This is a genomic window from Wolbachia endosymbiont of Nilaparvata lugens (assembly GCF_007115045.1).
Classification (GTDB): domain Bacteria; phylum Pseudomonadota; class Alphaproteobacteria; order Rickettsiales; family Anaplasmataceae; genus Wolbachia.
Window position 1 is genome coordinate 839041 of sequence record NZ_MUIY01000001.1, and the last position, 25902, is coordinate 864942.

The 25902-nt window shown below is 32.8% G+C and carries 14 protein-coding genes and 6 pseudogenes; 9 read left to right on the plus strand and 11 right to left on the minus strand.

What is annotated here, in order from left to right; translation table 11 throughout:
* Positions 1-19: 19 nt before the first annotated feature.
* Both BWZ41_RS04265 and BWZ41_RS04270 read right to left on the minus strand, forming a co-directional pair.
* Positions 20-1177, minus strand: coding sequence for an IS4 family transposase (locus BWZ41_RS04265; protein WP_158619486.1), 1158 nt, complete (start codon positions 1175-1177; stop codon positions 20-22).
* 777 nt (positions 1178-1954) lie between these two features.
* Positions 1955-3199, minus strand: a pseudogene (locus tag BWZ41_RS04270) (recombinase family protein); the annotation flags it as partial.
* Positions 3200-3729: 530 nt separating this feature from the next.
* Here BWZ41_RS04270 and BWZ41_RS04275 point away from each other — a divergent pair.
* Entirely contained in the window at positions 3730-4401 is a 672-nt protein-coding gene (locus BWZ41_RS04275) for a reverse transcriptase domain-containing protein (RefSeq protein ID WP_143689519.1), read from the plus strand.
* 16 nt (positions 4402-4417) lie between these two features.
* Positions 4418-4938: pseudogene (locus BWZ41_RS04280) on the plus strand (hypothetical protein).
* Positions 4939-5137: 199 nt separating this feature from the next.
* On the opposite strand, the gene BWZ41_RS04285 reads toward BWZ41_RS04280, so the two are convergent.
* The 4 genes from BWZ41_RS04285 to ltrA all read right to left on the minus strand — a co-directional run bounded on the left by BWZ41_RS04285 (position 5138) and on the right by ltrA (position 10777).
* The gene (locus BWZ41_RS04285) at positions 5138-7666 is read right to left on the minus strand and encodes an ankyrin repeat domain-containing protein (RefSeq protein ID WP_143689520.1); all 2529 of its coding nucleotides are present in this window, start codon (positions 7664-7666) and stop codon (positions 5138-5140) included.
* Complete coding sequence (locus tag BWZ41_RS04290) at positions 7644-8678, minus strand: UvrD-helicase domain-containing protein (protein WP_143689521.1); 1035 nt, start codon at positions 8676-8678, stop codon at positions 7644-7646. The genes BWZ41_RS04285 and BWZ41_RS04290 overlap by 23 nt, the downstream gene beginning before the upstream one ends.
* 852 nt (positions 8679-9530) lie before the next feature.
* Positions 9531-9779, minus strand: a complete 249-nt coding sequence (locus BWZ41_RS07970; RefSeq protein ID WP_241653903.1) for a group II intron maturase-specific domain-containing protein — start codon at positions 9777-9779, stop codon at positions 9531-9533.
* Positions 9780-9814: 35 nt separating this feature from the next.
* Positions 9815-10777: a group II intron reverse transcriptase/maturase gene (gene ltrA / locus BWZ41_RS04295; protein WP_241653904.1), complete on the minus strand. Its 963-nt coding sequence runs from the start codon at positions 10775-10777 to the stop codon at positions 9815-9817.
* Between the two features lie 233 nt (positions 10778-11010).
* On the opposite strand from ltrA, the pseudogene BWZ41_RS08685 reads away from it, so the two are divergent.
* The 3 genes and pseudogenes from BWZ41_RS08685 to BWZ41_RS07555 all read left to right on the plus strand — a co-directional run.
* Positions 11011-12157: pseudogene (locus BWZ41_RS08685) on the plus strand (IS3 family transposase).
* 345 nt (positions 12158-12502) lie between these two features.
* Positions 12503-12961, plus strand: a complete 459-nt coding sequence (locus BWZ41_RS04320) for an IS4 family transposase (protein WP_143689522.1) — start codon at positions 12503-12505, stop codon at positions 12959-12961.
* Between the two features lie 97 nt (positions 12962-13058).
* Positions 13059-13166 (plus strand): annotated as a pseudogene (locus BWZ41_RS07555) (baseplate assembly protein); the annotation flags it as partial.
* An 84-nt stretch (positions 13167-13250) separates the two neighbouring features.
* Here the strand turns inward: BWZ41_RS07555 and BWZ41_RS04330 are convergent.
* A complete protein-coding gene (locus BWZ41_RS04330) occupies positions 13251-15266 on the minus strand; it encodes a coiled-coil domain-containing protein (RefSeq protein ID WP_241653905.1) in 2016 nt (671 codons plus the stop codon).
* A 700-nt stretch (positions 15267-15966) separates the two neighbouring features.
* On the minus strand, positions 15967-17307 hold the full coding sequence (locus tag BWZ41_RS04335) for an ATP-binding protein (protein ID WP_143689523.1): 1341 nt from the start codon (positions 17305-17307) through the stop codon (positions 15967-15969).
* Between the two features lie 1007 nt (positions 17308-18314).
* Between BWZ41_RS04335 and BWZ41_RS04340 the strand changes: the two genes are divergently transcribed.
* Genes BWZ41_RS04340 through BWZ41_RS04355 form a run of 4 tightly spaced genes read left to right on the plus strand, consistent with a single transcriptional unit; the run spans position 18315 to position 23258 of the window.
* Entirely contained in the window at positions 18315-20282 is a 1968-nt protein-coding gene (locus tag BWZ41_RS04340; protein ID WP_143689524.1) for an OTU domain-containing protein, read from the plus strand.
* A 5-nt stretch (positions 20283-20287) separates the two neighbouring features.
* Complete coding sequence (locus BWZ41_RS04345) at positions 20288-21514, plus strand: P-loop NTPase family protein (protein WP_206663880.1); 1227 nt, start codon at positions 20288-20290, stop codon at positions 21512-21514.
* A 39-nt stretch (positions 21515-21553) separates the two neighbouring features.
* Positions 21554-21847, plus strand: coding sequence for an ankyrin repeat domain-containing protein (locus BWZ41_RS08285; protein ID WP_143689526.1), 294 nt, complete (start codon positions 21554-21556; stop codon positions 21845-21847).
* A gap of 19 nt (positions 21848-21866) precedes the next feature.
* Positions 21867-23258: an ankyrin repeat domain-containing protein gene (locus BWZ41_RS04355; protein ID WP_143689527.1), complete on the plus strand. Its 1392-nt coding sequence runs from the start codon at positions 21867-21869 to the stop codon at positions 23256-23258.
* Positions 23259-23745: 487 nt separating this feature from the next.
* On the opposite strand, the gene BWZ41_RS08520 is transcribed toward BWZ41_RS04355, so the two are convergent.
* The 3 genes and pseudogenes from BWZ41_RS08520 to BWZ41_RS08690 form a co-directional block, all read right to left on the minus strand.
* Positions 23746-23946 carry an ankyrin repeat domain-containing protein gene (locus BWZ41_RS08520; protein WP_143689528.1) on the minus strand — a complete coding sequence of 67 codons (201 nt, stop codon included), beginning with the start codon at positions 23944-23946 and terminating at the stop codon, positions 23746-23748.
* 44 nt (positions 23947-23990) lie between these two features.
* Positions 23991-24623 (minus strand): annotated as a pseudogene (locus tag BWZ41_RS04365) (ankyrin repeat domain-containing protein); the annotation flags it as partial.
* A gap of 83 nt (positions 24624-24706) precedes the next feature.
* Positions 24707-25825: pseudogene (locus tag BWZ41_RS08690) on the minus strand (IS3 family transposase).
* Positions 25826-25902: the final 77 nt, after the last annotated feature.

Below are 25902 nucleotides of genomic sequence, written 5' to 3' on the forward strand. Positions count from 1 at the left end.
CCCATAAGTGTTGAAAGTGCTATAAGTGGAGTGATACAAGGTGATTGACGGCATGTAAATTCCCTCCTGATAGTAAAACAATTGAACGTATAAAAGAATCATTAAGATCCAATGTGAATTGTAATAGTGCTATTTTGAATCCGTGTAGATTATTTTTGATTTTATAAACAAGAAATAACAAAGCCGTAATAATAATCATGTAAATATACACCTTCATGCCATTCATAGTATGGCTTAAAAAGTGCTTATATCCAAGATTTTGCTTTATAAATTTAAAGAATACCTCTATGTCCCACCTGCGCCTATATAGCTCTGTTACTTCATAAGCTAACATTTCAAGCAAGTTGGTTAAAAACCATATTTCATCTCCTGCCTTATTTCGAATTTTTATTAAACGTAGGTCATGCTTTTCTGCTACTTTACCTCGTGCACGATAAAGATTAACTATTATATCTTCTAAAATCTCTGATCCATCCGATTTTTGTTCTCCTATAACTTTGTTCCTGCTTATAACATCATGTTTTCTTCCTACTTTAACTCTTGTGATAAATTTGTACTCCTTTTCATCAAATTCGGCAAAAGTTCCAACTTTTCTGATTCCTCTATCAAATAATAAAATATCCTCTTTTTCAACTTTAGCTTCATTAATGGCTCTCACTAATGCTATATCTTCACTAATTTCTTCTTGTCCTTTACAAAATCTTATACTTGTCGGCAATTGATCCTTTAATCCTACACTCACTTTAACTTGACTGTCGTTACTTTTACCGCCTATTTTTAGCCCATCTTTTATGAGATATCCCGATAAATTTATGATTGTCGAATCAAACTTATGTAAATTATTTGATGTTTTTTGGGGTAATAGCTTTTTAATCTTGCTCATCAAATCAATATATACTCCCTTAAAATATTCTGGATTTATAACTTTTAACCTTTTTGACAAACCACTGTATGTTACTGTACTTTTATCGCTATTCTTATCCATTATACACCTGTTTATTACCATTTCTAGCGCTCTTAAGCTTGTTTTTTGCCCCATTAATATTAACTTCATTAGACCTTTAAATATAATCTTGCCCAACAATTTAGTATTACATTTATCTACTTCACTTAATTTTCCTAGCCTTTCTAAATCCTCATCTTTTATTAAATTTAGTACTCTTTCTATTTGATCCATTATTGCCTCCATTTTCTTGCAATAACAGTTCTTTATACTTTTCTGATACTACTTTCAACACTTATGCCTTCCTACCCTTCCTGTTCCTCCCCTAGCAATGTTTGCAACCGGATGGATGGGAATTATGACATTTTTTTAGGCTCAATTGTAGCAGATTTTCTTGTTATGCCAGTAATTGAAAAAGTGGGTGAGTACATTACATCGCCTAAGGTTGAACGCTTTTCTCAAACAGAAAGGCAAGTTTAAACTAACCAAGAATTGTAAGTTGGTAAATATGATAAAAAAGAAGCAAGAAGGAATGTAGCTCTATAAAAAATATAGTTATCAAAGGCTTGAGTAACTCTAAGGCGGTAGTATTAGAGAAAGTTCAAAAAAGCATACGCATCAAGTTAAGAGGTTGTGAGCAGATTTAGAGAGGTTAGTGTGGATACCTTAGTTTTTTTGTACTTGTCCTTTAATGAAATTTGAGAACAAGTTATAGTAAGTTTTTCAGGAAAATTCTCAATTTTACCCTTATTTTTCCTTAACTTGACGCATATGCTTTTTTAAACATTTCCGCACAATAAGATGCAATCTAATGCACAATCGGCTAAGCTTCCCTTTTGCAGAATTTTTTTTTCTAGATCTACTATTAAAACATGCAGCTAAAATATGAGGCATTTTCTATTGCTTTTACATCTAGATTAATTATGCTAAGATTCTTACTATTTTTATTAATATATTCGTATAATCAAGTGTCAGTTTCCATATCTTTGTCAACATTGATTTACACCAATCTCAACATCTTTTAGCATGGCCCTTTGTAGCAGCTCCTTCTGGCACATACTGTTGCCTTTGTAAATTAAGACTGTAAAATTTCTCTAATTGCTCACTCCAAAGCATCGGTATTTCTCTTAAATCAGCTAATTTCAAACCTCTTGGATGTCTCCCATTTACTATATCTTCTTTAATCTTTGGTGCTAAATAATTTAATCTTAAAATTTGCTGTATACGTCTTGTACCTATATTAATTTTGGCACTCAGCTCCTTCACACTTTCGTATTTTCCTTCCTCCAGTTGCCGTTTCCAGGAATGGGCTCTTACCACTGCTTTCAGTAGCGCATTGTTTGTTTTGCCTTCTGGCTCGATTACTCTGCATTTATTTCCTTTCTTTTTTATTGGTATAAATCTTTCCTCTGATTCAGAATGCACCTCTATTCCATCCTCTCTCACCATTACTCCCTTTATTAACTTTTTCACTACTTCTTTCTGCTTTCCAAAACTTAAATTTTTCCATTCTTCCGCTTTTTCTCCCAATTTTCCATATAGCTGCTCTGTTTTTCCCATTACTTCTTTTTCTACTTCTCCTGCTACTATATTCCGACTCTTTGATGAACAGCTTTTTCCAACTAAATGATTGTTGCATACGTAATATCTATACCTTTTATTCTCTTTTTTTGAGTACGTTAGCGTCATATTTACATCACAGCCCTTGCACTTAATTATTCCCTTAAGTAGCGCTTCCTCATATTTTGCTTTTCTATATGGTTGGTTCTTTATCAATTCTTGTGCTTTTTTCCACCTTTCTTCTTCTATTATCGCTTCATGCTTTCCCTCATACTGGTTTTCATAATGTCTTATCTTTCCCATATATATTGGATTTGTTATTATTCTCCTTACCGTCGCTTTTTTAAAGACATCTGCTTTTGTTCGGTATCCTTCTCTGTTTAACTCCCTTGCCAACTCTGCCATTGACTTCAGCTCTATATACCTCTCAAATATATGTTTTACCAACTTTGCTTCTTTCTCATTTATTATTAATTCTTTATCTTTTACATCATATCCAAACGGTACAGTTCCACCCATCCACAATCCCTGCTCCTTTGATGTTGCTATTTTATTTTTTACTCTCTCTACTATCATCTCTCTTTCTAACTGTGCTGCCCCTGATAACACCGTTTGCACGAACTTTCCCATTGGCGTATTATTGTCAAATATCTGCGTTACTGCTATAAAATTTACTCGATGTCTTCTAAAAAATGACGGTGTGCTGCAGTAACAAACAAAGTAATGTTTGTGAGAAGCTTTATTGAAGATGAAGGAAGGTCCTTCGAAGTCGGTTTTCAGGAGCAGGTTTCAAACCACCTTAAGTGGCTCTATTTAAGAGATAGGGTCATAAGCGTTAAGGAAAAATCAGCGTAAGAGCTGGAAGGTGTGGATCAGAAAGGCGAACGTAAGTGAACCACTGATGAACGTGTCGAAAAGGGAAGTGAACATCGAAAGGAGGAGTGAGTCGTTCTCCTCTTAATGAGCTTACAAGAAACCTGATTACTGTGTAGGTGGTGTTCGGCATAAAGGTGGCGCGAGTCTGATCTGGGCTTTAATAAGGAACTGCAGGAACCAGTCGATTTGATGAAAAGCGAGATAAGCAAGAGGCTAATCCTCAAGCTTTAGAGTAGCAATGCAAATCACTGGGGCGGATCAACTTGTAGTAGTGAAGAAGTGGTTGTAATGACTATGGAGCGAAGGGGTTGAGCTAGTCGACTTTAGTAAATCATTCAACTTGAAGGAGGATGAAAATGATTGAACGAACAAAGCCTTTTGATATACCGAAATCTCTAGTGTTTTCGGCTTATAAAAAAGTTAAAGAAAACAGAGGAGGAGCAGGTATTGATGATCTAACAATTGAAAAGTTTGATCAAGACTTAAGCAAGAACCTTTACAAGCTATGGAATAGGCTATCTTCTGGTAGTTATTTTCCACCAGCAGTCAAGGCTTGTGATATAATTAAGACAGAAGGAGGAACAAGGACACTTGGGATACCAACTGTTGCCGATCGTATAGCACAGGAAGTGGTGAGAAGTGTTTTAGAACCAGAACTTGAGAAGGTATTTGATGAGGATTCATATGGTTATAGGCCAAATAAGTCAGCATTAGATGCCATAGGAAAAACGAGAAGGCGATGCTTCGACCAAGATTGGTTAATAGAGTTCGACATCAAGGGAATGTTTGACAACATAGATAATGAAGGAAGGACTCCTTTGGATTATGCTATTTCTAGTGGGAAAGAAGAGCTAATAAAAATTCTTACAGAAAAAACTCTTTTATCTGATGAAGGACAGGTATCCCTAGAGCAAGAAGTAGAGATCAGTCTAGACGATCAATATGAAGACGCTTTTCTGTACTGCTTTTCTTCTGATGAATATAGAGAGGTTCCGTTAGAAAGTGCAACTGCATTGATTTAATTATGAGAGGATAAAAATGAAAAAATTGCTTACTTTACTGATCTGCTGTTCTTTGTCAGTACCATCTTTTGGAATTGATAGGTTTATTAGGGATAGGATCTATACTTCCTTTTCAGGTGGAGTTGGTGCTAATGTTGATCTTGGCTATCACTATACAGAAAGCGTTAAAATTTCATTTGGCCCTATAGTCAAACCTATTTTTGCTGGAGATATTTTTGTAGACCTAGGACTTATGACAAAACTTCATTATCATTATAAGTTTGAAGGCACGGGTATTACTCCATATATTACTGCTGGTGTTGGTATAGCTTATCAGATTGAGCGTCCTAAATGTAAGAACAAGAACCCTAGGATAGACATACTCTATTAAAACAAACTTTCAAATGTTCAGCCAATAATAAAACTCTTTCTTATCAAATAGGTGGTGGTGTTAATCTTCCACTTTCTGAAAGAACGAGTATTTTTGCAGGCTACAAACTTCAAAAGCTTCATGAAATTTCCCATGGAGTTGAATTGGGAGTAAGTTTTAATTTGTAATACCAAGTCCCATTAGTAATGAAATGCATGGAAAAGAGTTGTTTTACCTGTTTATAACTTGTCTTATTTAGCGCTAAAACCAGCTATTGTGAGAACTATTTTTCTTGAAATTTTATGATCTAAGAATTATCTCTGTTGCTCTAGTACAAAGACTTAGTACTTTTCCCTTGATGGAATTTCTTCATATTTTATTATACCCTCAAATCATTCCACAACCATTACTAAACAAAAAGCCTTGATCTGGAGTAGAATGTTTTAAAACAGAAACACCACAAAGATCTCCCTTAGACTGAGAGTTTTCTTTAGCATGTTTGAGTTGTTTAAATATTTCAGTATCTGTACCTATATTTTTCTCAGCATAAGTATATAAAAGATCTAATAACTCTCCGCCAGCTTTAATAGCAATTTTAATAGTCGTATTTTCATCATTACCATCTGAAGAGTAGTTTAAGCTTGGTTTGAAACCATGTTTGTTTTTTGATTCCAATAATTCTTCTATCTCTTTGAGTAATTTATCTGACTTACCCTTATCCTTTTCATTTGATGCCTCTTTTACCTTTTGAAATAAATTATAATCCTGTCGCAATTTTTGAGAAAATTTTTCTTTGCCTTCTTTATTTTCCTTGTTAATAGATGCAGCTTTTATACAACCAATATTAATATTTGGATCAGCAAGAAGAAGATCAACTACCTTGGAATGGCCAATTTTGAGTGCACATAACAAAGGAGTACTACCTTCCTTAGTCTTAGCATTAACATCAGCTCCATGCTTCAGAAGAAGTTCAACTACATTATAGTGACCACCTTCTGCTGCCAAATATAAAGGAGAACTACCATCAATAATAGCAACATTAACATCAGCTTTATTATCCAGAAGAAGTTCAACTACATTATAGTGACCATTTTGTGTTGCAGAATGTAAAGGAAAATAACCCTCAGTCGCAGCAACATTAACATCAGCTTTATTATCCAGAAGAAGTTTTACTACATCATAGTGACCACTTTCTGCTGCCAAATGTAAGGGCGTACAACCTTCCTTATCATCATTACCAACAATAGCTCCATGTTCCAGAAGAAGTTCAACTACATTATAGTGACCATTTTGTGCTGCAGAATGTAAAGGAGACCGACCATTAATCGTAGCAACATCAGTTTCATTATCCAGCAGAAGAAGTTTTACTACATCATAGTGACCATTTTCTGCTGCCAAATGTAAAGGAGAATAACCACCAATCATAGCAACGTTAATCTCAGCTCCATTACTCAGCAGAGATTCAACTATTTCATAGCAGCCAATTTGTGCTGCAATATGTAAAGGAGTAAAATTCTTGTTCCTAGCATGAACATTAACTCCTTTCTCAATTAACCGTTTAGCCATTTTCAAATTACCATTTGCTAAAGCTAAAAATAATTCATTTGTATTTTTCTCTAATCTTTTTGATTCCTTTGCGTCATTTAAATCCTGTTTATACCTTTCATTCTGAGGCTTTTTGCTATTGTGTTTTCTATTAGTACTATCTTCTAAAGAAAGCTGTGGTTTTACCTCTTGAACTTGATGACACTTTTTAGCTTTCTTCTTTTTGTTTTGATTATGTTTACCCTTTTCATTCTTAAGCTTGCTAATATCATCTCCTTCATGTTCTGAGCTTTGTGAAGACCTAGAACTTATATCACTCTCTAACACTGAATTTGTATGCTTGTTCTTATCTGAGTTCTGGACTTTTTCATGATACCCATTAGCTCTCAATGCATTCATAATCTCTTCAGCATATTCTTTTTTTCCTCCTTTTTGCAATTTTCTTGCTATAAGTTCTGCTTGCTCTATGTTTCCTTTCTCTATTAACTCTAGTGCCTTATTTCTCCATTCTTCAAGACTCGATTTTTCTTGCTCAATATTTACATTACCTTCTTCCCTTGGCTCTATTATTTTCAATAAATTACTCTCATCATCTATAATATATACACTATCAACAGCACGAGTAACTCCAACATACAAAGCGTTCATATAAAATTTATATTTTTCCAAAGACTTATCTTTCTTATCCTTATTTCTTGAAGTGTTAACTTCCCTTTCGTTATATGAATCACGAATACTATTAATATTATTATCTATCTCCCACTCACTTTTACCCGAGCATACTATATTCCATATTTCATTATAAGCTTTACAGGATGTAAATTTGTAAAGAATCACATTTTCAAATTCCAAGCCTTTGGCTTCATGTATATTAAACACAAGTGGAGTATCAAACAATTTACGAGCATCTTCTTTGCTTTCATCATCCAGAACTAAAACAGCACAATTTACAGATTCATTTATTTTTTTTGCTATTTCTTCTTTTTTATCATCAATAATAAAGCCAACGTTCCCTTTGTTCTTAGTCTCACTCTTCATGAAAAAAGCGTTGTCTACTGCTATTTTATCCTCTGAAGCAAAACAATAATTCTTAAGATGTAGTATACGGTTGGCAAGCTCAATGACTTGTTCACTATTACGATAATTCTTCTCAAGGGTATAAAAAACTTCTGACCCTTGAGCCCTTATACATTGATTTTGACAGAGAAAAGATTTTAACTTAGATAGAGAGAAAAAACTAGGATGTATTACTTGATTAATATCACCACATAATAAAAAATTATCCTTACTTTCATCTTTTAAACTTTTTAATATCAAACTCAGTGTGCTCTCGGTCAATACTTGTACTTCATCTACCAACAACCGCATCATACATTCCTTCTACAATACACTTATGAGTAACAAGATTAGGATCATAATATTCTGAATCTTTTTCTATAAACTCCCTGTACTCTTTAAAAAAATCATAAACACTTTTCCTTTCATCTACAGAAAACATAGATTGTCTGTTTCCTAATTTAGCATATCTATCTTTTCCATCTTTTCCTAATAAGCCTCCTCCACCTATCACAGCTGTAAATTCTTCGAATATTTTATCTCCGTCTTTTTTATACTTTTTAAATTTATCTTTTTTGCATATTTCGTTGAACCATGAAAAAAACTTACTTCTATCAATAGGCTTCTTTCCTTTTATATCTTCTGCTCGCTTTTCAAGAAACTCATGAAGAGATAAGAAATCAATTTCTTCCGGAGTAGCAATCTTGAACTCGTTAGCAGTTTCATCATAGTATTCGTATTCAAGTAATTTTTTTGATTCTTTTATAAGATTTTCGGATTTGGTAATATATAGAATTTTTCCTCCCTCAAACTTCCCTTTTATCTTCTTTAGGCTCTCCAAAGCCACTGATGTTTTTCCACTACCAGCGGCCCCATTGATAACTAAAGGTAATTCAACCCTTTCAACTATATCCTCCTGCTTTGCACTAAAAGTAATAAATTTACCGAGATAACTAACTTGTGGAACATCTTCAATCTCCAATGTATCAGGAACTTCTTCACTTGTTACTTCTATGTTTTTTATTTTCTCTCTATTTGTTAAAAATCTAGACTTATGATAATCATGATTCAGAATTACTTCTAAAATAACAAAAGCATCTTTGTTATTATGCTTTATACTTGTAAATAATAATCTGTCACTATCACTTAATTTAGCTCGAGAATATTCAATATTCCCATCACCTTTTACTAATTTTATATTCCCTTGGCTTGTACTGTTGTTCTCTTTTAAATCTTTAATTATTTCGTTGAATTTTTTTCTCAAAGGACTTTTATCATCACCTAAATCACGGTCATTAAATTTCTTATAAAACAATACAATACTCATAACTTCTCTTAATTACTTAACTATATTAAGAGTATAATAATATTATTAATATGTCAATATTTCTATTGCTATGTTAACTAATATCATTTATTCATACGTAATTCTTATCCCGTGATTAGATAAGTAAGGAAATAAATTTATACTTGTTTGGTATTAAATAACCTGAATAATTTGATCGTTTCTAACAATCAAAAACAGCTAGCGTGAGAACAAGTTTCTTTGGAATGCGTTGGTCTACCAAGTGATACGTTCGAACTTTTTATTATAGTGATTTTGCTATTCGCTGAAACTAGCTATATTAGCTGCTTTTTGCTAAATTTATATATGAACTAGTTTGCCTAACTTTGTTGCAACAATTTTGCGCTTTTATTTTTACAAAGTTGCTTTTATTTAAATTGTTCTCACTAAGGTACGTACCTTTTTGCGATTTTAGGAAAAGTAAATAAGTGAATTTTACTTGATGCTAGAAAAGGGGATATTTTTACTAAAAATTGTCTTTCAATCTACTTGCACAGAATAGTCTGATGTTTCTATCATTTGACTTCCAGCCTCAAAAAAATTTATATTAGAATAAGTTTTTGTTCCATTGAAAGAAATAGGGGGTTATTTTTTATGCCTGATTTAGATAATACATTTGTTGATGACATTACACCTGCGATTTATGAATATAAACGATAATTAGGTAAGAAATCTTATAAACAGTTTGTGTCTGCATGTACGCTGTGTTTATCGAGATACTCTAAAGTAATAAATGATATTGAAAAAGAATATGGAGAGTAGACCAGCGGAACTTCCCCACCAGTCTCTCGCAGAACTGTACGGAAACCTCTCGGTTTATACAGCTCCCATTATTTAGCCCTTTGATCCTAACCCAAGTGTCCAATGATAGAAAATATTTGGAGACCTCTTTCTCACTTTTCCTAGAAATTGCTTTGCTAGTCTTCCATGATCTCGAAGTTTCTTATATTTGGTTCTGACCCATCTTATGAGGTATCTCTCTATATTTCTGAGAGATGTATACATCTCCGATTTATAAAACCTGCCATAATACTGACACCAGCCTCTGACTATTGGATTTACTTCCTTTGATATTTCCTCCAACTTCTTTCCTGTAAATCTATGTATTTTCCATGACTTTATGGTTTTCTTGATCTTCTTCTTGGCTTTGTTGCTGATTGCAGGTAGAAATGAAAATAACACTCCCCCTTCTTATTCTTTGCTCCTCTAGCTCTAAAGGTATAGCCCAAGAAATCAAAGTTTTGTGTAGGAAACTCATCTCTCCTATTACCATCCTTACAGTACACTATCTGTGTCTTTTCGGGATGTAACCTCAATTTACACTTAGCCAATCTTTCTTCGATCATTACTTTCATAAATTCTGCCTGTCTCTTAGTTCTGCAGTGCACTATCGCATCATCCACATACCTCTCAAATGGTACTGTCGGGTAGTTCTTTTTCATCCATATATCAAACACATGATGCATGAATATATTAGAGATGATTGGGCTAACTGAACCTCCTTGCGGAACTCCCTTATTCCTCACTTCCCTAGTGCCATCTGCTTGTTGAATAGGGGCTTTCATCCACCTCTCAACATACAGTATGACCCATTTGCAGTTTGTATATTTCTTGATAGCTTGCAAAACTAATTCGTGATCCAGATTGTCGAAAAATCCAGATATATCAAGATCTATCGTCCAATCGTACCTCCAGCATCTCTTGCGTGCTGTATTTACCGCATCCAGTGCAGATTTATTCGGTCTATAACCATATGAATCCTCGTGGAATTTTGGCTCTACTAGCGGCTCAAGATACATAGAAGCTGCCGTTTGCCCTATCCTGTCGAATACTGAAGGAACACCTAAAATTCTTTGTCCTTCTCCCGTATCCTTCGGTATTGCTACAGCTTTTACTGGCTCTGGAAAATAACTTCCGGATGACATCCGATTCCATAGTTTGTATAGATTATCTTTTAGATTTTCCTCAAACTTTGTTATCGAAACCTCATCTACACCTGCAGCACCTTTATTTTTCGATACTTGTTTATAAGCTCTCCAAATAAGTTGTTTCGGTATATCAAAAGACTTTGTTTTATTCATTAATTCCTCCCATTACGGTTGACAAAATAATTAAAACTAAATAACTCAGCTCCTTCGCTCCATTTCCATTACAGAAACTTCTTCACTACTATGAGCTAATCCGCCCCTGTTTTTCGCATCGGTACTCTCATCCTCAGAGATCGGCTCTTTGGACTTCTTCCTTATCATCGAAACNTGACCTTACCCAGAAAAAGTAGACAGAAAGTTAAAACGTTTTTTCAAAGAGGTGTGGTATGACAAAAAGAAAAGAATATACAGCAGAATTCAAAATTGAAGCTATAAGACTAGTAAAAGAAACAGGTCAATCATCAGCAAAAATAGCAAGAGATTTGGGTATTAGCGGTAAGCAGATGGGTAAAAACATACAATGATAGAATGTCTGGAGTAGATGCGTTTCCAGAAAAGGGGAAAGTAGCTCATTGTGACAAAGAAAAGTTTGATTTAAAGAAAGAGCTGGCAAGAGTAACGAGGGAAAGAGACATTTTAAAAAAAGCCCTGGGATATTTTGCAAACCAAAAAGAGTAAAATATTCTTTTATAAAAGAACATGAAAACTGCTATAAAATACGGGAATTATGCAGATTTTTGAACGTATCTGCTTGTGGTTATTATAAATGGATTACTAAGGAAAAAAACAACAAAAAATCAATAAGAGAAGAGCTCATACAAGATATTCAGAAGGTATATCGATCATCACAATGCAGATACGGAGCTCCTAAAATTCACGCTGAATTAAAGGCTTTAGGTAAAAATTATAACATCAAAACAGTGCAAAATGTTATGCAGAAAAATGGCATTCAAGCTAAGCTTAGACGAAAGTTTAAAAGTAAAAAACCACAAATAGACAATAGAGTTATAACTCCTAACATATTAAATCAGAATTTCATTGCTGATCAACCTAACAAGATATGGGTAACTGATATTACGTACATAAAAACTAATGAAGGATGGTTATATTTGGCAGCAATAATAGATTTATATTCACGCATGGTGATTGGCTGGTAAATGAGTAATGCAGTAAATAGGCAATTAGTTATAGATGCGTTATTCATGGCTATTGGTAGGCGCAAATCTGCTAAAAATCTACTATTTCATAGCGATCAAGGATCGCAATACACCTCTAAAAATTATCAATTTTTACTAAGTACAAAAAATATTACTTCTAGTATGAGTCACAAAGGTTGTTGTTATGATAATGCTGTTTCAGAGAGCTTTTTTTAGTTCACTTAAGAGAGAGTTACTCATTGATACTTCACAACACTCTGCACAACAAGCTAAAACCGCAATATTTGAATATATAGAAATTTTTTATAATAAACAGCGTAGACATTCTACTATTAACTATTGCATTCCTGAGCTTTTTGATTCATCATTCTCATAGCAAAAACGTCTTAACTTTCTGTCTACTTTTTCTGGGTAAGGTCAGAGTTTTTATGTAATCCGTAATCGAACTAATAGAAGATTTATCTGTACTGAAATTGGAAAAACAGATTTGCAAACACGCATCACACAACTGCCAGTAAAGAAGAAAATTTCTCTAGAAGTTAATAAAGGTAGAAACCAAAGATCAAGGAAAGCTAATATTGAAGTTAAGTATATGAAAGCCTATCAGATCTTCTTCCATTTATGGATCAAAAGACACAGTGCATAAGATAAGTCCCTGTATATGTGGTAAGTGCAAAAGCTCCTGAAGGATTGGAAGCTATTGATTGGACTTTGCTGACTAATGTACCAGTTTTTAGATGCTATAGAAAGGATAAATTGGTATAAGCTAAGATGGAAAATTGAGGAGTATTTCAGGGTTTTAAAATCAGGATGTAAAATAGAAAGCTCTCGTTTAACTACAAAGGAAAGGCTACAGAAATTAATTGCTATAAAGAGCATTATTGCATTTAAAATTTTATATTTAACAAAAGTCGCTTTATCAAATCCCATGGAAACCTGTACTAAAATTTTAAGCAATGAAGAGTGGAAGGCCCTTTTCATACGTGAGCATAAAGTAGCTACATTGCCAGAAGAACCTCCAAACATAAAACAAGCTATTATTTGGTTAGGAAAATTAGGTGGATTTATGAATAGAAAAAGTGATAATTTACCAGGGGCTATGACTCTATGGCGGGGCTATGAAAATCTTAAGGAGAGCATAGTTATGCTTCACATCATGACCTCTCAAAATTGTGGGTAAAAGTGAGAGTAAAAGAAGGGAGAGTAACATTGAATTTAGAAGGTGTCTATCTTTCAGAAGGTAAGTTCATAAATATTAATGGAGTAGTTGTTTAAAAATGCAGCAGCCAAACATTATCGAACCACTGAACTTTGAAGAGATTTTTTCTCGGATGAAGGAAGAGTTAGTGAAAAGTTTTACAGCATTAGTAGAAAGTGACCCAGCGAGGCTTTGTTGCATGGCTACTAATGTGGAGGAATGATGGAAGAGATTTACGAGAAGACAAATTTGGTGACTTTCAAGTTGAAAATTAGCATTCCATGCTCTCTCTCAATCTATGGATTTCAATCCATAGTGGTTGAATACTATCTTTCTCACTAGGACATAGATGAATACTGATCTCTCCTACTTCAGTGGTAAAAGACATTTCAATGATATCTCCCGAGAACTCTGTATAATTTCTCCTTCCTTCTATGTTTTCAACTCTAATTATACTTTTTCCAACTTGAACTATACCAATATTTAGATTTAAATCTTTAGCTTTTTGATTATTGAATATCTTTGCAACTTCAATAGTACTATTTTGTGGGTAATCTATACAAAAATATCCATTATCTATTTCTAGTTCAAAGTCATGTTTATCAATTTGCTCACTTTTACTTATAATACTTTCAAGTGCTAACTCCTTCAGCTTTGAAAGGTTTGCTTTTCGCTGACCTAAGGTATCTTTATCTGAACAAATTACGTTTACTACATCTCCATGCTCTTCATCGCTAAATCTGTTTAAAGATGCACCTTCTGATATTATCTGAAATATTTTTTTCTTGTGTAAAAACTCATAAATTCGAGTAGTGTCAGCAGATAAATATAGCTTTGGGAATGTGTCAGCTATACGATCTATCAAGGACATATCAGATTTATATGGAAAAGTGAACATTATTCCTTGTTCCAGTGCTGCGCTTATAACTTTATCAAGTTCTTTTTCGCACTCCTCATAATCTTCTTCTCTACCAGAGTAACCTAAAATGTCCAGATAATCATGGATCTTATTTATTTTTTGCCAAATACTTTCATACTTTTCTTCTTCTCTTGTATTCAGTTTTACTTTCGCTAAAGAAAAAGAATCTTTTTGACGAATTAAAACAAAAATCTCTTTTTCTTTATGAATTATGGTTTCATCATAGAATAGTTGACTGTAGCGCCTACCAAAACTTTCATCATAATCAGGGCAAGGACTAACATTGTCACTTTCACTATCCGTTTCGTTCCATACTTCAATTGGGAAATCATTATTTTCAAGGTTTTCATCTTCACTTGTTCGACAATTTTCTGTTTTTCCATATAGCCAGGTTGATTTCTGGTCATCGCTACTTTCATCGTCAGCTTCATTCCATACTCCAATCTCGAAATCAGTATTTTCAAGGTTTTTATCTTCACTTGTTCGATAATTTTCTGCTTCTCTATCTGGTAAGGTTGATTCTTGGTCATTATTATCAATAATATGTTTAATTTTCACTTCAGGTACAAACTGAAGCTTTGCTATTTCTTTTCTTACGTTTTCTTTGTTTATTTCATCTGCAAGGGAGACTTCATTACTGATATAGAAATTTTTCTGTTTTAAACTCTCGTTTTCCTTATGCAGGCTACTGAATTCTGCAAATATCTCTTTAGACTCTGATAAGTAAATACACAATTGATCTCTTATATCATTAAGTTCCTTCTTTTTTTCTAGTATCTGATTTTCATAATTACCTTTCAAATCCTCTATACTGTTTATCAGCACTGTACTTTCTTTTTTTACTCTGTTTAACTCAGCTTCAGTCAAATCCAGTTTTTGCTGTAACTCTTCATTTATTTTGTCTGTTAACTGAATTTCATTCTTTGCCTCTTTTAATTGGTTATTTAAGTTCTTAATTACATCACTTTTGTTCTGAGTTTCTAATAATAATATTTCTACTTTCTGTTTTAGCTGTTCGATGTCTTGATCATTTTCAGTTAAACTTCTTGTACTTTTTTGTAATTTAACTTCAAGCTTTTTAATTTTCCCTTCTAGGGTTTGCATTTCTCTGGTAAGTTCACTTACTTCTTCGTAATACTCTTCTACTCTTTTCTTATAGTGTTTTTGTAACTCTACATTTTTTTTAAGATCAAAATTTTCTTGTTGTAGATTTTCTATTTTACTTTTCAAACTATCTATTGCCTGATTTTCTTCATTGATAATCTCAAATACCTCTTCAGGAAAATGTGCAAATTCACAAGATGAAATGCCTTCAAGGCCGTTACTACCAAATAAATTATATTGTACTACCTGCTTCGAACTAAACATACCTATACCCCCTACTAAAATAAACAAGTAATATATTGTATGCGCTATATATCATAAATACAATCGGTTTGAATATAATCTATTTACTAATTCGTATTGTGAATTTTTATAGAGTAGGTTTAAGTGTAAAATATTATAATACCATTAAAGCAGGTGAATAAAGCATAGTCTTTTTGAAAGGATAAATTTAATGAAAAGACCATACTAATTAGTGTTATAAAGAATTGAATTATTGACTCTTTTAAAAATTGCAAAAAAGGTCGTATATTTGTGAGAACAATTTAAGCAAAAGCTGCGTTATGAAAATAGAATTTTGAAATCCTTGGAAAAAAGTTACACAAAACAGTTCGTATGTAGATTTAGCAAAAGTAAGCCAATATAGCTGGTTTTAGCCCATAGTAAAATTGTTACAAACAAAAGTTCGTATTTATATAAGATAAATTAAACCAATTTTAATATGATATTTTTTTTGCAATGTTTTAGTTTCTGTAGTAAGTTTAAGTGTTTACGTAAACCTTTAACTTGGTAGATATTCTTATATTAGTACCAATATAAAATGGCCAAATTTATCCAAAAAACAAACTTAAATCAAAAAGGCAAATAGATAAGCTTGCTTAAACATTACATTATAAACAAAAAATACTCTTTTTCTATTAATTGGAACTTGATATGACTATCTCAATTCTTCTGCCAGCTAATTCTAGTCTACCAGATTAAGTGATTTTCTGCATTCTTCTAACTTATTAATAATAACGGGGGTCATTAAAGATTGTCCTTTCAAAGTACTTGGAGTATTTGTACCACTCGAATAACCACTATCATTCTCCTGATTTTGTACGTCTGTTGTAACTTTCAATTTATGTTCTATATTAGTTGGATTTTTAAATGGAATACCATAATTATCACAAAAATTTTTGATCATAGTACGAACATTAGGCTTTTTGCTACTTTGTGCACATTCAGCTGCATAGTTTATAAAATTATCCAAGTTTGCTGCTGAAAAAGTAATATTAGCAGTACCCTCTAAAATGTTTTTAATATATGAATCAAATTCTGTACCTTTCAATTCTTTCTTTAGGCCCGCTTTCAGTACTTTCCTAAGTGTGTCTCCTTTTAGTTCATGGAATTCAATTTTTTTGCTCAATCTACCTCCCCTAGTAAGTGCTGTGTCTAGATCTCCCATACAGACATTAGTTGTAGCAAGTACTATCACATCTCTCCTAGCTTCATCTAACCTAGTGAAAAAATAATTTAAAGGTACTTGATTATCATCAGTGCGCTTTGTACCGATGCTGTCAATTTCATCTATAAGAACTATACAAGGGGCGTTTTCTTCTGCTTTATTAAAAACCTCAGTTATACTTGATTTTCTAAGCAAATCAGATCCAGGAACTTTTATAAACGTAGTGAGAGATTTAAATTTATCTGCAATAGCTTCAACAATTGTACTCTTACCAGTTCCTGGTGGACCGTACAAAATGCATCCTACTCTTTCTACTTTTCTTTTTTCTTTTGAATTGCCTGGTTTTTCTAAGGACATTTTACTAATATTCTCCTGTATTAACTTGCAAATATTAATTAACTCTTCTCTTTTATGTTCTTCAAGAATAAAATCCTCAAAAGGTTTATTTCCCCTTAATTCACCTTTTTCATAAAATTTCATGTACAGCTCTTCTTTCATTTGACTTGTTGTTGCAGTACTAGCAAGCACTTCTAACTTTTCATTGAATAGAATATTAGATTCTTCTAGGTTTTTGATTCGCTTTTCTACCTCGTCTTTTATTACAGGACTATTAGTTTGCTTTGAAGCTTCATCTAATTTTTCATTTTTACTAATTATTTTGTACGTAAATGCAATTACTGCTATAGAAAGCACAGATATAATCAAAGTAATGGGGAGAGATATACCTAAAACTACAATTGGAGATAAAAATTCAACATAGGGAGCTATAGCAAAAACCCCAGACGCAAGTAACGTAAGAGTAGCAAGAGTACCAGCTATAAAAGGAAGTGTATTACCTCTATTATGTGTATTTTTCATCGTATTACCCCACAAAATAAACAAAACAGCACTATAAAAATTTCCTAATCAGATCACATCTAATATGAATATAACCCTTTTAGTTTATCTTAAACATATGAGATAGCATCAACTACCATTGAAGCCTATATAATGAACCTCAGTGTTTTCATACCCACTCTAATATGGTAAGAGAATAAATACTAACTGTAGTATATAGTTTTCGTCAGGTCAACTACTAAAAAGCATTCTCGCAGATATTATATCAATCAGCGTCACAAAAAATTTGATTATTTACTTCCTCCAAAAAACATAGTTGATCGTATATTTGTGAGAACAAGTTGCGTAAAAATAGGATTGTAAAAATAGAAGATTTAAATTGTTTCCATAAGCTTAAGCAAAATAGTTCATATGTACATTTAGCAAAAGTAAGCCAATATAGCTGATTTTAGCGTATAGCAAAGTCAGAATATAAAAAAGTTCGTATGTATCGAGTGGTGGACCATGCGATTCCAAAACAAACTCTTCTCACAATAGCTGACTTTGGTTACTGGAAGTGGCTGTGTTGTTTAGGTTTTTAGTGATGTGTGAGATTAAGTGGGCATTAATTTATTTAAAAGTAGAAAGAGTACATTAAAGTAAAAAAAATAGAAGTATTTTTGCAAGCACTGGCTTTAGTTTTAAAAAAATACTAAAACATGCAAAAAAGTTCTTGTTTTGCTAGATCTCTTTAGCTATAGTGAAGTTTAACATAATAAATACATGAGGTATTGAGTCAAATGCATTGTGTTATGTACATCATTGAGCAAGCAATCCTGACTTTTTTAAGAATATATCTAATTTAGTCAGAAATCAAAAGAAAAGCACACTGTAATCAAAGTTACTTAGGATTATCGTGAGGTTCCTACAGTAAATTGGTTTGGTACAGCTGTATAATAATCAAATAAATTAGATGTCAAAACCAATCTCCAGAAAAGAGGTTTACGACAGAACAATTCAAATATGAATATTAAAATATAGGGGGCTTTATGTTAGGCAAAAATATAGAAAAACAAGCAGCAGTTAATCGGTCTAAGTTAATAAAAGACACACTACGTAGTCAGCAAATGTTAAAGCTGCCAGAAGGTTTTACAATAGGGCAAGCAATTGGAGAAGGAGATTGCTTCTTTCATGCAGTTGCGCAGGGACTAAAATATCTTAAACCTGATATAAATTTTACTATAAAATCTTTAAGAAATATATGTAAGGCATTTGCAGAGAGTCAACTTGGTCTTGATTCGTCATGGCTTACAGAAGCGTTAAAAAATGATGGTAGAAGCATTTCTTATTATATTCCAAGAATTGAGTTTACCGCAGATGATATTAAGAAAAGATCTAAAGTAATAGATAGATTAAAATCAACTACGGCTATGTGGGGTCTACCAGATATTGATGGAAGAATAATTTGTATAACATATGATGTAAGATTGCATTTTATTGAAGTAAATACTACTTGCGATGGAGAAAATGTAATAACGCAGCACCTTATTGATAGGGGAGGTTACCAAAAGGATACATTCAATAGCGAGGTTTTTAATAAGGAAGTTTACTATAGAGAAAATACTATACACATAATAAATAAAGGAGATTTTCATTTTGAGCCAATCTTAAGAGGGACAGTAGAGCAAGTATTATCTTATTATTATGACACCATGGCTAGTGGAAAAAAATCGGACAGCGAGTCTGTTTGCTTTCAACAAATTTCCGAAGTAGAAATGAACGATGTGACAGACAATCAAATGGACTGTGAATACTATAAAGAACCTAGCCCTGGTGTAGAAGTGTTGCCTGCTGATTCAACAATAGGAACAATAGTTGGCTATGAAGACAGATTATCTAATGAAGAGCTTCAATACAAACAAGATAGTGAGTTTCAAGAGAGTCCAGTAAGTTCTAGAGTGGCAGACTCTTCATCTATAGACAGTGATAGTGTATGGTATAGTGCATTGACTGATTGTGGATCAACAGTAGACGATATAGGTTTTATATATGATGAAGTAGTGGAAAGAGCAACTTTTTTTGTTAAGACTTTTACTAAAGAATGCGAAGAAAAATTATCTCAATATTATAAAGAGGCCAAACCAGGTTCACAAATAAAAGAATTAGGCAGAATAGTAACCCAATCTATATCAGCTACGAATAATCTTATTTCACCAGGTCCACTTAGATTTGGTTTGTTAAAACTCCTTGAAGGTATAAATTTTTTTTCTACACGAACGCACAGGAAAAGATCTAAAGAGGTTTCTGCTCTAGTTAATGATATAGCTTTAAAAGAAGTGAGAAAGATTTTAGTAGAGGCTAGCTTGGAAATTTTTCAAAGTTTTGAGTGCCAATTCATTGGGATTACGGATGTTAGTGGATCTTATTGGAAAAGAGGGATTCAGAAATTAGCAATAGATGCTGTATCTAGAGTAACAAATTATATTGTAGCTAATAGTGAGAAAGAAAGATTTTCCATTGAGCTTATAACTAAAGGTTTTATTTTAGGTAAATCAAAAGATCATACACTTACTCAGTATGTGTTCCGCAAGCCAGTGGAATTGTTCATAAACAATAATGACAAACATACTAAGCCTTCTGTGCTCAAATCAAAGATACTTTCAAATTTAAAAAAGTTGCAACCGGGGTATAGAATACAAGGTGGACAAAATAATAATAATGAACTTTTGGTAACTTCACAATTATATACAGAAGTAGGAATAAAAAAAATAGATGATGATATTATTACATATTATAAGTTGAAGAAACATAACAATGCTGAAAAATACGGCTACCGGCTTCCCTTTGCGTGGGAATTAGAAAAGTGGAAGAATGATAGTATAGACAAAGAATATACTCCTGTTACTATTCCTGAAGAACAATATGTGTATATTTTAGATGATAGGAAAAAAGAAAAACTAGCTAATAGTATATTAAAGGAGATTAATGGAAATGATCCAATAAAAAAAAAGATATAAAAGACTTGCATGAAGCAATTAGGGATTTGCAAACATGTTATGACAAAGAAGATAAAAATACATTTTCCTTTAATTTGGAACATTTACCTCAATTTTTTGTAGAAAGAGGAAATATGTTAAAGATGTTAAATGAGAAGTTAGACATTAAAAAACAAGAAGGAATGCCTCGAATGGTCTTAATTAATGGAGGCTATGGAATAGGAAAAAGTGAATTAGCTAAAAGCTATGCGCATATTATAAAGAGTAAAGGTAACGTTATATGGATAAATGCCAAATCATGTAGCACTCTTTCAAATTCATTTTATAGTTTAGCTAAAAAATTAAAAATTCCTACAGAAGGTTATAAAGGTATACAAAAAATAAATTCTGGTATGGAAAGTAAAGAGCAAGTAGATTCTAATGATATTAGAAAGAACATTCAATCTATTGTTAATAATGTATATGAGAGACTTCAGGATGTAGAAAGTTATTTTATTTTTGATAATGCCAGTCAATATAAGGAGATTAAAAATTTTTTACCACCTTGTGATTTCATTTTTGGTGGAAAGCAGCCTTACGTCTTAATTACTTGTCGCAATAAGGATTGGAAAGAAGAGATAGAAAAGATAAATTTGGATAAAGGATTTTCTCCAGCAGAAGCCTTAATGTTTATTGAAAAAGCCTTAGAAATAGAGGATAATTCACACTTACAGATTTACGAGATGGTAAACTTAGCAAGAAAGTTGAATTATTCTCCATTAGCTCTGAAAGAAGCAACAAAATACATTAAAGAAGAAGGTGTTAGTATTAGTCAATACCTAGAACACTATAGTAAAGAAATGCAAAAACTAAATCTTGATTGTTTTAAGGCACAAGATATCTCCCCAGAATTATTTATAACTTTGAAAATCAACTGTGATAAAATAAAAGAAGAAAAAGATGTTGGACAGCGATCGCATGATATTTTATCCTTTATGGCTTACTTGAGTCCTGGTCCAATTGATACGACGGAATTTTTTTTACAGGAGGAATCGGAAAAAGATCAGCAAAGTGTTTCGGATGCACTTAATCTACTTGATAAGTTCTCAATGATTGAGTTAGAGGAATCAATAGCAAAAATTCATGAGGGGATACAGAAAACAATAATAATAGAGGAAGAACGAATGGGAATAACAGAAGAAATTTTAAGAAAAATTATGACATCAACTATGGATAGTAATACTACAAGTGTAGATCACATTATGTCTGTTTAGAGTTATGCAAGTAAATACAAGAAATTAGTTAATGACTTTATTGATTCTACTTATAATGGAACTACTATCTTACATTTACTAGCAATTGGCAATAATAAGGAAGTTATTGAGCTGATATTAGAGAAAATAGATCCCAATAAATTAAGCAAAGTTATTAATGCTGTTGATAAAAAGAAATGTGCTCCTTTAGACTATGCTGCCATTTATGGTCACTTAGAGGTGATTAAATACCTTATAGAGAAAGGAAGTGATTTAGATATAGGAAGTAATCGTGACCTTACCCCTTTACACTGGGCTGCTCTAAATGGTCAATTACAAGTAGTTAAACAATAAATATTGGGAGGTTAATAAGTTGAGTAGAGAGAGTGGTACTCCTTTACACTATGCTGTTATCAGTGGTAATATAGATATTGTTGAATGTCTTGTAAAAAAAGGGGCCAATGTGAATCTACAGGATGAAAGTACAGGGCCCTTGCATTATGCTGTTCAAGAGGGTTATTTAGATATTGTTCAATATCTTGTCGAAAGAGGAGCTGATGTAAATCTCTGTGATAAAAATCGTGCGTACCCTTTGCACTATTCTATTAAAAATAGTTTTTTAGATATTACTAAATATCTTATAGCAAAAGGTGCCAATACCAGTCCACGTGACAGAGATGATATGAGTCCTTTATGCTATGCTAATAAAAGTAATAGATCAGATATTGTTAAATATCTTATAAAGGAAAAGGCTATTACAAATCTATGTAAGAAAAATGTTATAAATTCTTTGTACTACGGTACTGGAAGTGATAGATTAAATATTGCTAAATACTTTATAGGGAAAAAGATTAGCATAATTTTAAATAATCTTGATAAAGTTAGTATGAGTTTTTTCTACTGTGATGACTTGCATTATCGCCTAGATAATATTAAGTCCCTTATAATGCGAAGCACTATGGTAGATTCACTGAACAAAGAAGGTATAAGTCCTTTGCACCTTGCTATCATGCATGGTCGCTTAGATATTATTGACCAACTTGTAAGAAAAGGGGCTGATGTAAATGAGCAGGGTAGAGAAGGTATGCGCCCTTTGCACCTTGCTGCCGCATATAATCACTTAGATATTATTGACTATCTTGTGGCAAAAGGGGCTAATATAAATGAACAGAATAGAGAAGGCTTAAGTCCTTTGCATATTGCTGTTATTCATGCTCATTCAGATAGTACTAATTATCTTGTAGAGAAAGGAGCTGATATAGATCTAAAGGATAGATGTAATATAAGCCCTTTATTTTATGCTCTCACTATTACCATTAGCAAACCAGATATTAGTCTTCTCCTTATTAAGTATTCTTCTTCTTTAGCGCAAGGAGTTAATGTGCAATCCGTATTCAGTAGTCTTTTGCATAATCATGCCACAAATGTTATTTGTTACCCTGAAGCACAATCCTCAGCTTTGGGCTTAAGAGCACAATCACATAAAAGACACCAGAAAGGATCTGCGTATTTCATCCAATCTAATAAAAAAAGAAAATTAGAAGATGTAAGTGTAACATCCAAGGAAAACACATCAAATATACAATTGATTCAGGGTAACCACCATAATTTACCATCAGACATATCAATGCAATTTGAAGGTTCTGCTGATAGAATGAAGAATATGGTTGAGAAGAGTATGAATAATATAAATAGTGAGATGCCTGCATATTCATTTTATAGTATTGCTGTAGAATCTGTGAATAACAAGAATTTAAGAGGATAACTTTACAGTAAGCTATCTAATTTTATGAGGGGGATGTTCAAAAAAACCAAGAAATAAAGTAATAAATTGATATAAAGAAAAGTTCGCACGAATCAAGTGGTAGACCAACGCATCCCAAGAAAAACTCTTCTCACACTTGCTGGTTTTGATTGCTAAACATGGTTATAATATTTAAGTTATTAGTAATATATTTTGCTAAATTAATAGCAGTTCATTTAAGAATACCGAAGAGAAATCAGGTAAATTTATAGCAAAAATGGAATTTATGGAGTAAGATACAGGCCTATAATTTCTCCTTTGGTGATAACTTCTCATATATTATACTATCACTCTCTGGAACCATACATCTCCCTCTAAATGTTGAACGCTTGGCTTTCCAATTTTAGGCGTATGAGCAAGAGCATTCCCCTCTCACTTAAAAAACTAATATCTTTTTTAACATGACCACTATACAAACTAGCACATTTCTCAGTTTGAAGACATGCTCTTAGTATTTGCTTCCCGTAGATAAAAGCTCTATTACCTCTTTGTAACCATGATGAATAGCATAATGTAGAGGAGTAAATCCTTCTTTATCTACTGTGCAAATATTCGCTCCCTCCTGTAGTAAAAATTCTGCCATTTCTCTATTGCCTTGGTGAACAGCATGACGTAAAGGAGTCCAACCATGCTGATCTTCTGAATTAATGTCAGCACCTTTTTAAGTGAAAATTTCGCTAACCCTTCTTCACTACTTCCAACAGCATAATGTAGCAGAGTATACCCTTGCTGATTTGCCGCATTAATGTTAGCTCCTTTTTCAAGTAAAAACTCCACCATTTCCTTATGATCTTCCGAGGCAGCATAATGTAAAAGAGTAAATCCTTCTTTATCTACTGTGCAAATATCTGCTCCCTCCTGGAGTAAAAATTCCGCCATTTCTCTATTGCCTTGGTGAACAGCATGATGTAAAGGAGTCCAACCACGATGATCTTCTGCATCAATGTTCATTCCTTTTTTAAGTAAAAATTTCACTAATCCTTTCTTATTATTCCAAGCAGCAAAATGTAATAGAGTCCCACCTTGATGATCTGCTACATTAATGTTAGCTCCTTTTTTAAGTAAAAACTCCACCATTTTCTCATGACCTTCCGAAACAGCATAATGTAACGGAGTACGTTGCTCTTTATCTACTGCATTAATATTTGACCCTTTTTCAAATAAGAATTCCACTATCTCTTTTTTATTATTAAAAGCAGCAAGATGTACAAGAGTACACCCGGCCTCATCTGCTAAGTTAACATGCAACCCTTCCTCTATTAGTCTTTGAATTTGCTTTATATCCCCTTCCATAACAGTAGCAAAAAGCTGTTCAGTTGATTTCATAAGTGACCTTACCCAGAAAAAGTAGAGAGGAAGTTAAGCCATTTTTGTTACGAAAATGATGAATCAAAATTTTCAGGAATGCACTAATTAATAGTAGAATGTCTACGCTGTTTGTTATAAAAAACTTCTATGTACTCAAATATAGCAGTTCTAGTTTGCTGAGCAGAGTGTTGCGAGGTATCAATAAGAAGCTCACGTTTGAGTGAGCTGAAAAAGCTTTCAACAACAGAGTTGTCATAACAACAACCTTTATGACTCATGCTGGAAATGATGTTTTTTGTGTTCAGCAAAAATTGATAATTTTTAGAGGTATATTGTGAACCTTGATCGCTATGGAATAGCAGATTTTGACAGGTTTGCGCCTATCAACAGCCATCAATAAAGCATCTATAACTAATCGCTTAGCTATTGTACTACTCATTGACCAGCCAACTACCATACGTGAATATAGATCAATTATTGCTGCCAAATATAGCCAGCCATCCTTAGTTTTTATGTATGTAATATCAGTTGCCCATACTTTATTTGGCCGATCAGTAGTAAAGTTTTGGTCCAGTATATTAGGAGTTATAACTCTATTATCAGTCTGCTGTTTTCTGCTTTTGAATCTTCGCCTCAGTCTAGCTTGAATACCATTTTTTTCATGATATCCTGCACTGTTTTGATATTGTAATTTTTGCCTAAAGCATTTAGTTCAGCATGAATTTTAGGTGCCCCATATCTACAATTAGATGCTTGGTATATTTTTTGAACGTCTGCTAGAAGTTGCTCCCTCATTAATTCTTTGCTGCTTTTCTTCTTGCTAGTCCATTTGTAGTAACTGCTAGCAGACACTTTCAAAATCCTGCATAACTCCTGTACTTTATAGTAGTTTCTATGCTTTTTGATAAATAAATATTTTACTCTTTGTAACTGGCAAAATATCCCAGGGCTTTTTTTAAAATGTCTCTTTCTCTAGTAACTTTTGTTAGTTCTTTCTTTAATTCAAACTTTTCTTTATCACATGGTGCCAATTTTCCCTTGCCAGGAAATGCTTCTGCTAGTGATCCTTTTTCGTTATATTTTTTTATCCAGTCACTTAGCGTACTGTTATCTATTCCTAAATCTTTAGCTATTTTGCTTGCTGACTGCCCCGTTTCCTTTACCAATTTTATTGCCTCTAATTTAAATTCCACTGTGTACTTTTTTCTGTTGTTTACCATAATAAGCCCTCGTAATCATATTTTATTTTACTTCAAAAATGGCTTAACTTCTTCTCTACTTTTTCTGGGTAAGGTCA

Coding starts and splice junctions, on each gene's coding strand:
- BWZ41_RS04340 (WP_143689524.1), top strand. CDS start 18,315: ATGTTAGGCAAAAATATAGAAAAACAAGCAGCAGTTAATCGGTCTAAG.
- BWZ41_RS04265 (WP_158619486.1), bottom strand. CDS start 1,177: ATGGATCAAATAGAAAGAGTACTAAATTTAATAAAAGATGAGGATTTA.
- ltrA (WP_241653904.1), bottom strand. CDS start 10,777: ATGAATAAAACAAAGTCTTTTGATATACCGAAACAACTTATTTGGAGA.
- BWZ41_RS04275 (WP_143689519.1), top strand. CDS start 3,730: ATGAAAATGATTGAACGAACAAAGCCTTTTGATATACCGAAATCTCTA.
- BWZ41_RS04330 (WP_241653905.1), bottom strand. CDS start 15,266: ATGTTTAGTTCGAAGCAGGTAGTACAATATAATTTATTTGGTAGTAAC.
- BWZ41_RS04285 (WP_143689520.1), bottom strand. CDS start 7,666: ATGATGCGGTTGTTGGTAGATGAAGTACAAGTATTGACCGAGAGCACA.
- BWZ41_RS04335 (WP_143689523.1), bottom strand. CDS start 17,307: ATGAAAAATACACATAATAGAGGTAATACACTTCCTTTTATAGCTGGT.
- BWZ41_RS04320 (WP_143689522.1), top strand. CDS start 12,503: ATGTACCAGTTTTTAGATGCTATAGAAAGGATAAATTGGTATAAGCTA.
- BWZ41_RS04290 (WP_143689521.1), bottom strand. CDS start 8,678: ATGAGTATTGTATTGTTTTATAAGAAATTTAATGACCGTGATTTAGGT.